General features: G+C 66.4%; 5 protein-coding genes and 3 tRNA genes. 3 read left to right on the top strand and 5 right to left on the bottom strand.

Annotated features, from left to right (window positions below):
* Positions 1 to 4: 4 nt before the first annotated feature.
* Positions 5 to 77: transfer RNA gene (locus A5767_RS20270), tRNA-Lys, on the bottom strand.
* Positions 78 to 172: 95 nt separating this feature from the next.
* Positions 173 to 245 (bottom strand) — tRNA-Lys (locus A5767_RS20265).
* Between the two features lie 257 nt (positions 246 to 502).
* Here A5767_RS20265 and A5767_RS20260 point away from each other — a divergent pair.
* Together A5767_RS20260 and A5767_RS20255 are read left to right on the top strand one after the other, a co-directional pair.
* Complete coding sequence (locus tag A5767_RS20260; protein ID WP_183079146.1) at positions 503 to 1,723, top strand: L,D-transpeptidase; 1,221 nt, start codon at positions 503 to 505, stop codon at positions 1,721 to 1,723.
* 17 nt (positions 1,724 to 1,740) lie between these two features.
* Entirely contained in the window at positions 1,741 to 2,886 is a 1,146-nt protein-coding gene (locus A5767_RS20255; RefSeq protein WP_064853011.1) for a lipase family protein, read from the top strand.
* Positions 2,887 to 2,978: 92 nt separating this feature from the next.
* Here the strand turns inward: A5767_RS20255 and A5767_RS20250 are convergent.
* The 3 genes from A5767_RS20250 to A5767_RS20240 all read right to left on the bottom strand — a co-directional run bounded on the left by A5767_RS20250 (position 2,979) and on the right by A5767_RS20240 (position 5,267).
* Positions 2,979 to 3,051, bottom strand: a tRNA-His gene (locus tag A5767_RS20250).
* 86 nt (positions 3,052 to 3,137) lie between these two features.
* Complete coding sequence (gene orn, locus A5767_RS20245) at positions 3,138 to 3,737, bottom strand: oligoribonuclease (protein ID WP_024100533.1); 600 nt, start codon at positions 3,735 to 3,737, stop codon at positions 3,138 to 3,140.
* Positions 3,738 to 3,809: 72 nt separating this feature from the next.
* The gene (locus tag A5767_RS20240) at positions 3,810 to 5,267 is read right to left on the bottom strand and encodes a flavin-containing monooxygenase (protein ID WP_064853008.1); all 1,458 of its coding nucleotides are present in this window, start codon (positions 5,265 to 5,267) and stop codon (positions 3,810 to 3,812) included.
* 273 nt (positions 5,268 to 5,540) lie between these two features.
* On the opposite strand from A5767_RS20240, the gene A5767_RS20235 reads away from it, so the two are divergent.
* Complete coding sequence (locus A5767_RS20235; protein WP_019289005.1) at positions 5,541 to 7,082, top strand: helicase HerA-like domain-containing protein; 1,542 nt, start codon at positions 5,541 to 5,543, stop codon at positions 7,080 to 7,082.
* Position 7,083: the final 1 nt, after the last annotated feature.

The following is a 7,083-nucleotide window of genomic DNA, read 5'->3' as shown; positions in this document are numbered from 1 at the left end:
GTTGTGCGCCATCAGGGACTCGAACCCCGAACCCGCTGATTAAGAGTCAGCTGCTCTGCCAATTGAGCTAATGGCGCGTGGCGATGTGTCTCCCGGTCGTCGCCGGGCGACGCGGAGGACGGTGTCACCGCCAGAACGAAGGCCGGACACTGGGTGTCCGGCCTTCGTGTTGTGCGCCATCAGGGACTCGAACCCCGAACCCGCTGATTAAGAGTCAGCTGCTCTGCCAATTGAGCTAATGGCGCTTGACGATGTGTTCCCGGGATGTCGTCCCAGCAACGAGAAGAACATTACACACCGTCGCGCGACGCGCCAAATCGGCTGGTCAGAATGTTTCTGTAAGGTTGTGGGGGTAACGGATCGGACGGTCGGAGCGATTGTCATTCGAACGTTACCGACGTACGGGGGAGTCGCGTCGGGTCGGCCGCAAGAGAAGCTGGCATCATCGTGTTCGGTGTTGTGACGTGCGTTTTCGGTGCCTTGGGGGAGGCGGGATCGGAGTATGGAAGTGACGGAGTCGAGTGCGGGGAACCCCCGGGGTCGTCGGGTACGGGGAATCCTCGGAGTGGTCGTCGTCGGCGTTGTTGCGTTCGTCACGGGATGCGCCGGCGGTTCGGGAACGGGCGCCGAAGAAGTGCCCATCGATTCCAATCCCGTGGCGGCGCTGATCAAGCCGACGGTGTCGTCGAGTGTCGCCGACGGATCGGTCGGCTTCTCGCCGATCGACCCGGTGACGGTCTCGGTGGTCAACGGCAAGCTCGACTCGGTGACCCTGCTCAACCCTGCAGGGGAGCCGGTGCAGGGCGAACTCGCCGACGACGGACTCACCTGGGTTAACACCGCACCGCTCGGCTACAACCGCTCCTACACGCTCGAGACCGTCGCGTACGGACTCGGCGGCGCGACCACGTCGACGGCGGCCTTCACCACCTCGTCGCCGGCCAATCTCACCCAGCCCTACGTGTTGCCCGGTGAGGGTTCGATCGTGGGTATCGGCCAGCCGATCGCCGTGCAGTTCGACGAGAACATCCCGGATCGGCTCGCGGCCGAGGCGGCCATCACCGTCACCACGAACCCGCCCGTCGAGGGCGCCTTCTACTGGGTCAACAACCGCGAGGTGCGGTGGCGGCCGGAGAACTACTGGGTGCCCGGCACCGCCATCACCGTCGATGTGAACGTCTACGGCAAGGATCTCGGCGACGGCCTCTTCGGTCAGTCCGACGTCCACTCGTCCTTCACCATCGGCGATGCGGTGGTCATCACGGCGGACGACGCGACCAAGCAGGTCACTGTCACGCGCAACGGCGTCGACGTCATCGCGATGCCGACCTCCTTCGGCAAGGACTCCACGCCCACGCCCAACGGCGTCTACATCATCGGCGACCGGTTCGAGTCCATGATCATGGACTCGTCCACCTACGGCGTCCCCTCCGACTCGGCGCAGGGTTACCGCACGCCGGTCGAGTGGGCGACGCGGATGTCCTACAGCGGCATCTTCTTCCACTCCGCCCCGTGGTCGCTCGGCGACCAGGGTGTGCGCAACGTCAGTCACGGCTGCCTGAACCTCAGCCCCGCCAACGCCAAGTGGATCTTCGACAACACCAAGCGCGGCGACATCGTCGTGGTCCGCAACACCGTGGGCGGCACTCTCCCCGGAACGGACGGACTCGGTGACTGGAACATCCCGTGGTCGACATGGAAAGCCGGCAACGCTGCGGCGTGACGGGTGAAGGGGGATCGATGGCCGTTCGGGGGAGATGGTGGAGCGCTGCCTTCTGCGGTGCCGTGCTGCTCGCGGCGCTGACACCGGCAGGGGCGGCGGCCTCGCCGGTCGCGTCGTCGACCGCTCCGGCACCGGGTTCGGTGGTCTCGCAACAGCCGCTGCCCGACGAACTGTCGGTGCCCGGTGCCGCGACGGCCATCAAGCTCGAGTACGCCACCGAGTGGCGGTCGGGGGAGCCGACCGTCGCCACGGGCGCGTTGTTCCTGCCCGGGGGGGATGCCCCCGAGGGTGGCTGGCCCGTCATCGCGTGGGCACACGGCACGACCGGTGTGGGCGACGACTGCGCGCTCACGACCCGCACGCCGCGTTCCGATCTCGAGCGGACCTATCTGCAGCACTGGCTCGATTCCGGGTACGCGGTCGTCTCGGCCGACTTCCCGGGTCTGGGCTCCGAGGGTCTCCACCGTTATCTCGACGGCCCCAGCGCCGCGAACAGCATCGTCGACATCGTCCGGACCGCCCGCGACGGTGGGGCGCCGCTGTCGGAGCGCTGGATCGTGATGGGGCAGTCGCAGGGAGGACACGCGGCGCTGCACACCGCTGCGATCGCGACCTCCCGCGCTCCCGAACTCGACTTCCGCGGAACGGTCGCGACGGGTGCTCCGGCGAACCTCGAACGGGCCTTCACGATCGGCGTCCCGGGCTTCCCCGATCCTGGACTGTGGGGCCTCGTCAGCTTCAGCGGGTACATCTTCGCTGGGCTGCGCGACGCCTACCCCGAGGCCGACGTCGAGGGCTACCTGACCCCGATCGGCCGTGAGGTCGTCGATCGCGCCGAAGAGCTCTGCTACGACGATCTCGAGGAGTCGGTGCGCGACATCCAGGTCGGGGATCTGCTCGCGCGCCCGCTGGCCGAGGGTCCGATGCCGTCGCTGCTGGCCGATTATCTCGCCGCCCCGGTGGACGGCTACGACCGGCCGGTCTTCCTCGCGCACGGCATCCACGACGTGATGGTCCCGTTGCCGCTGTCCGCGGCGCTCGCCGCCGATATGAAGGTCGCAGGGGCGGACGTCGACTACCGCGTCTATATGGCCGGGCACTACACGACGGTGGAGCGCTCCCGGGCCGACGTCGACGCTTTCGTGACGCGCTCGTTCGAATAGACCGGCCTGCGCGTGAGGAACCGCTGTGCGTGAGGATTCTTCCGGGAACGAGAAAACCCCCGATCGGAAATCCGATCGGGGGTTCTCTTCGGGGTGAGTGACGGGACTCGAACCCGCGACAGCCAGGATCACAACCTGGTGCTCTACCAACTGAACTACACTCACCATTGCATTCGCCGGCAACCTTTCGGTGGCTTGCGCCTGCGGTACAGATACTAGCCTGACGAAGACGAAAAAGACGAATCGGCTGGTCAGGCCGGTCCCAGGTCCTTCACGACGGCTGCAAGATCGGCCGGAGTGGGGCCGGGAGGCGCCACGAAGGCCGTGCGCCGGTAGTAGCGCAGTTCGCGGATCGACTCCTTGATGTCCGCTAGTGCCCGGTGCGACAGGCCCTTCTCCGGCTGACCGAAGTAGATGCGCGGATACCAGCGCCGGCACAGCTCCTTGATCGAGCTGACGTCCACCATGCGGTAGTGCAGGTAGTTGTCGAGCTCGGGCATGTCGCGGGTGATGAACGCGCGGTCGGTCGCGATGGAGTTGCCGGCCAGCGGCGCCGTGCCCGCCTCGGTGACGTGCTCCCGGATGTACGCGAGGACCTGCTTCTCCGCTTCGGCGAGGCTGACCGTCGAGCGGCGCACCTCTTCGGTGAGGCCGGACCGCTCGTGCATCTGCTGCACGACTTCCGGCATGTCGGCGAGGGCGTCGTCATCGGCGTGGATCACGATGTCCACGCCCTCGCCGAGCACGTTGAGATCACTGTCGGTGACCAGAGCCGCGATCTCGATCAGTTTGTCGCTGCCGAGACGCAGCCCCGTCATCTCACAGTCGATCCATACCAGTTTGTCCTGCACGACAGACAGACTATCCACCGACGCCGCACCCATGAGGCGCGGCGTCGACGGTCCGGTAGGAAACGGGCACCTTCACGCCTTCACGGAGGTCGTGCGCGGCGCCGCCGGACGGGTGGAACGACGTGCCGCCGGGGTGTACTGCCGGTCGAGGGTCCGGCCCACTGTGCTCACTTCCGGGGCGGTGAAGTCGTGCCGAAGGAAGGACTCGGGGGAGTCGTCGAGGATCTCCATCCACGGTGCCGGCAGCGGCGGAGCGACGGTGCCGGTGAGCGTCGAGGGGTAGCTGTTGTTGCGGTAGCCCATGATGTCGCGCTTCTTGTCCTGTTTCCACTGCTTGAACACCTCCCCCTGGCGTTCGACGTGGAACTCGGGGTAGTCGGTGCGGTCGACGAGATCGCGGATGTACGCGGCCTGGAAGTCGATTTCCTCCACCGGCGACGACAGCTTCTCCTCGCGTGCCCGCCAGTGGTCGATGTCCTGCTCGCGGGTGTCGAAGTCGGGCAGGTCGACGCGGCCGAGCATGAAGTCGCGTGCGTACCAGGCTTGGGCGTCGAACATGTTGAACGTGAAGTACTGGTCCTGTGCGCCGAGGTACATCAGCTTCGGGTTGCGCTGGAAGAAGATGCCCTTGTAGATGTCGCGCGGGTAGAGCCGGTTGTCGGTGCGCAGTGCGAGTTCGTCGGGCAGGAACGGGTAGTGGTGTTTGTACCCCGTGCACAGCACGATGGCGTCGACCACGCGGGTGCTGCCGTCACGGAAGTGGGCGACCTTGCCGTCGACATGGGTGAGCAACGGCACCTCGGAGAACTGCTCGGGCCAGTGGTGACCCATCGGTGCGCTGCGGTAGCTGAAGGTGACCTGTTCGGCGCCGTACTTGATGCATTGCGTTCCGATGTCCTCGGCCGAGTAGCTGCTGCCGACGAGCAGCAGTCGCTTGCCGGTGAACTCGCGGGCGTCGCGGAAGTCGTGGGCGTGCAGCACACGTCCCGGGAACCGGTCGAGACCGTCGAAGTGGGGGACCTGCGGGGTGGAGAAGTGTCCGGTGGCGACGACGACGTGGTCGAACTCGTCGGACTCCAGCGCGCCCCGGTCGTGGTTCATCACCGTCACGGTGAATTTCTGCGTCTCGTCGGACCACTCGACCCACCGCACCGCAGTGTTGAACCGGATGTACTTGCGCACGTCGCTCTTCTCGACGCGACCCATGATGTAGTCGAGCAGGACGGCGCGCGGCGGGTACGACGGGATGGGGCGTCCGAAGTGCTCCTCGAAGGAGTAGTCGGCGAATTCGAGGCATTCCTTCGGGCCGTTGGACCACAGGTAGCGGTACATGCTCCCGTGGACGGGCTCACCGTGCTCGTCGAGTCCCGTGCGCCAGGTGTAGTTCCACATTCCTCCCCAATCGGGCTGCTTCTCGTAGCAGACGATGTCGGGGATCTGCTCCAGACCGGCCTTTCGGGCTGCTTCGAAAGCACGCAGCTGTGCGAGTCCGCTGGGACCTGCTCCGAGAATGGCGATCTTGGGCGTCAATGTGTTTCTCCTGTGTTCGTGGAATATGTCGCGTAGTTCGTTGCTAGCACACGTCGTTGTTTTTGCGAACGATCCTCACGTCGTCGACGGAACGGATTCTCGTAGAGAAAGTGCAGGTCAACGCGGTGTACCAGCCGGGAAGCCGTGCCGCTGCGGTTGTGATCGGAATCACTGTAATGCGACAATTCCGGCATCCGATAAGAATGGTTCTTCCGTGGGTTCGACGGCCCGGTACCGTCGCAGTGGGCGAGGTCGAGGCCGGAGGGGGCGAGCATGACCGACAAGCCGGAGATCACCGCCGCGACCATCGCGGCCGGGTACGAGGTGATCGGCGAGGCGCTGGAACTGGGCACCGTCGTGCTCGACGGCGTCGCCGATCCCGACGCGCCGGTGCGCATCCCGCTCGCCACTCTGAATCGTCACGCGCTGGTCGCCGGTGCGACCGGCACGGGCAAGACCAAGACGCTGCAGGTCATGGCCGAACAACTGTCGGCGGCGGGGGTGCCGGTGGTGATGGCCGACGTGAAGTCCGATCTGTCGGGCCTGTCGGCCGCCGGCGAGCCCGACGATGCGGTGCTCAACCGCGCGGGCGACACCGGCGACGAGGACTGGACGCCCACGGGGCACCCTGTGGCCTTCTACTCGCTCGGTACCGACGGGGTCGGTATCCCCGTCCGCGCCACCGTCACCTCGTTCGGGCCGATCCTGCTCTCGAAGGTGCTGGGGCTCAACGCCATTCAGGAGTCCACTCTCGGGTTGATCTTCCACTGGGCCGACCGCAACGGCCTGCCGCTGCTCGATCTCGCCGACCTGCGGCAGGTGATCCGCCACCTGACAAGCGACGAAGGGCGCGGTGCACTCGACGATCTCGGTGCCGTGTCGCCCGCGACCGCCGGCGTCATCCTCCGCGCGGTCGTCAACCTCGAGAACGCGGGTGGGGACGGATTCTTCGGCGAACCCGAACTGGAGGTCGAGGACCTGCTGCGGGTGATCGACGGTCAGGGCACGATCAACCTGTTCGAGTTCGGCGACGAGGCCACTCGACCCGCGCTGTTCTCGACATTCCTGATGTGGTTGCTCGCCGACCTGTTCCAGTCGCTACCGGAGGTCGGCGACGTCGACACACCGCGGCTCGTGTTCTTCTTCGACGAGGCGCATCTGCTCTTCACCGATGCGTCGAAGGCGTTCCTGCAGCAGATCGAACAGACCGTGAAGCTCATCCGGTCCAAGGGCGTCGGTGTGGTCTTCTGTACGCAGTCGCCCACCGATATCTCCCGGAGCGTGCTCTCACAACTGGGAGCGCGGATCCAGCACGCGTTGCGCGCCTTCACCCCCGAGGACGAGGCCGCGCTCGCGAAGGTGGTGCGTACCTTCCCGAAGACCGACGCCTACGATCTCGCCGACGCTCTGACCGGTCTGGCGACCGGGGAGGCGATCGTGACGGTCCTGTCCGAACTGGGCACGCCCACGCCCGTCGCCTGGACGCGTCTGCGACCGCCGCGCTCGCTGATGGGCACAGTGGGGGAGAGCGCGATGCGTGCGTCGGCGCAAGCGAACCCGCTCTACGGGAAGTACGGCCGCACCATCGACCGGGAATCGGCCTACGAGAAGCTCACCGCATCGGTGGTCGGGGCCACCGACATCGAACCGATCCCGGACATGCCGTCGCAGGCGCCGGACGATGCCGGGGCGTCGGTCGTGGAGCAGGTGCTCGGCAGCGCAGCCGTGCGCAGCTTCATCCGCTCGGCGGCGTCCGCAGCCGGCCGCGAGATCGGCCGGAGCCTATTCGGCACAGGACGCCGCCGAAGGCGGTGAA

Origin of the sequence: Rhodococcus sp. 852002-51564_SCH6189132-a (assembly GCF_001665495.1) — a bacterium.
In the GTDB taxonomy this organism is placed as follows: Bacteria; Actinomycetota; Actinomycetes; order Mycobacteriales; family Mycobacteriaceae; genus Rhodococcus; species Rhodococcus pyridinivorans.
The sequence above is the reverse complement of the archived record's forward strand: the minus strand, read 5'-3'. Positions and strand labels throughout refer to the sequence as shown.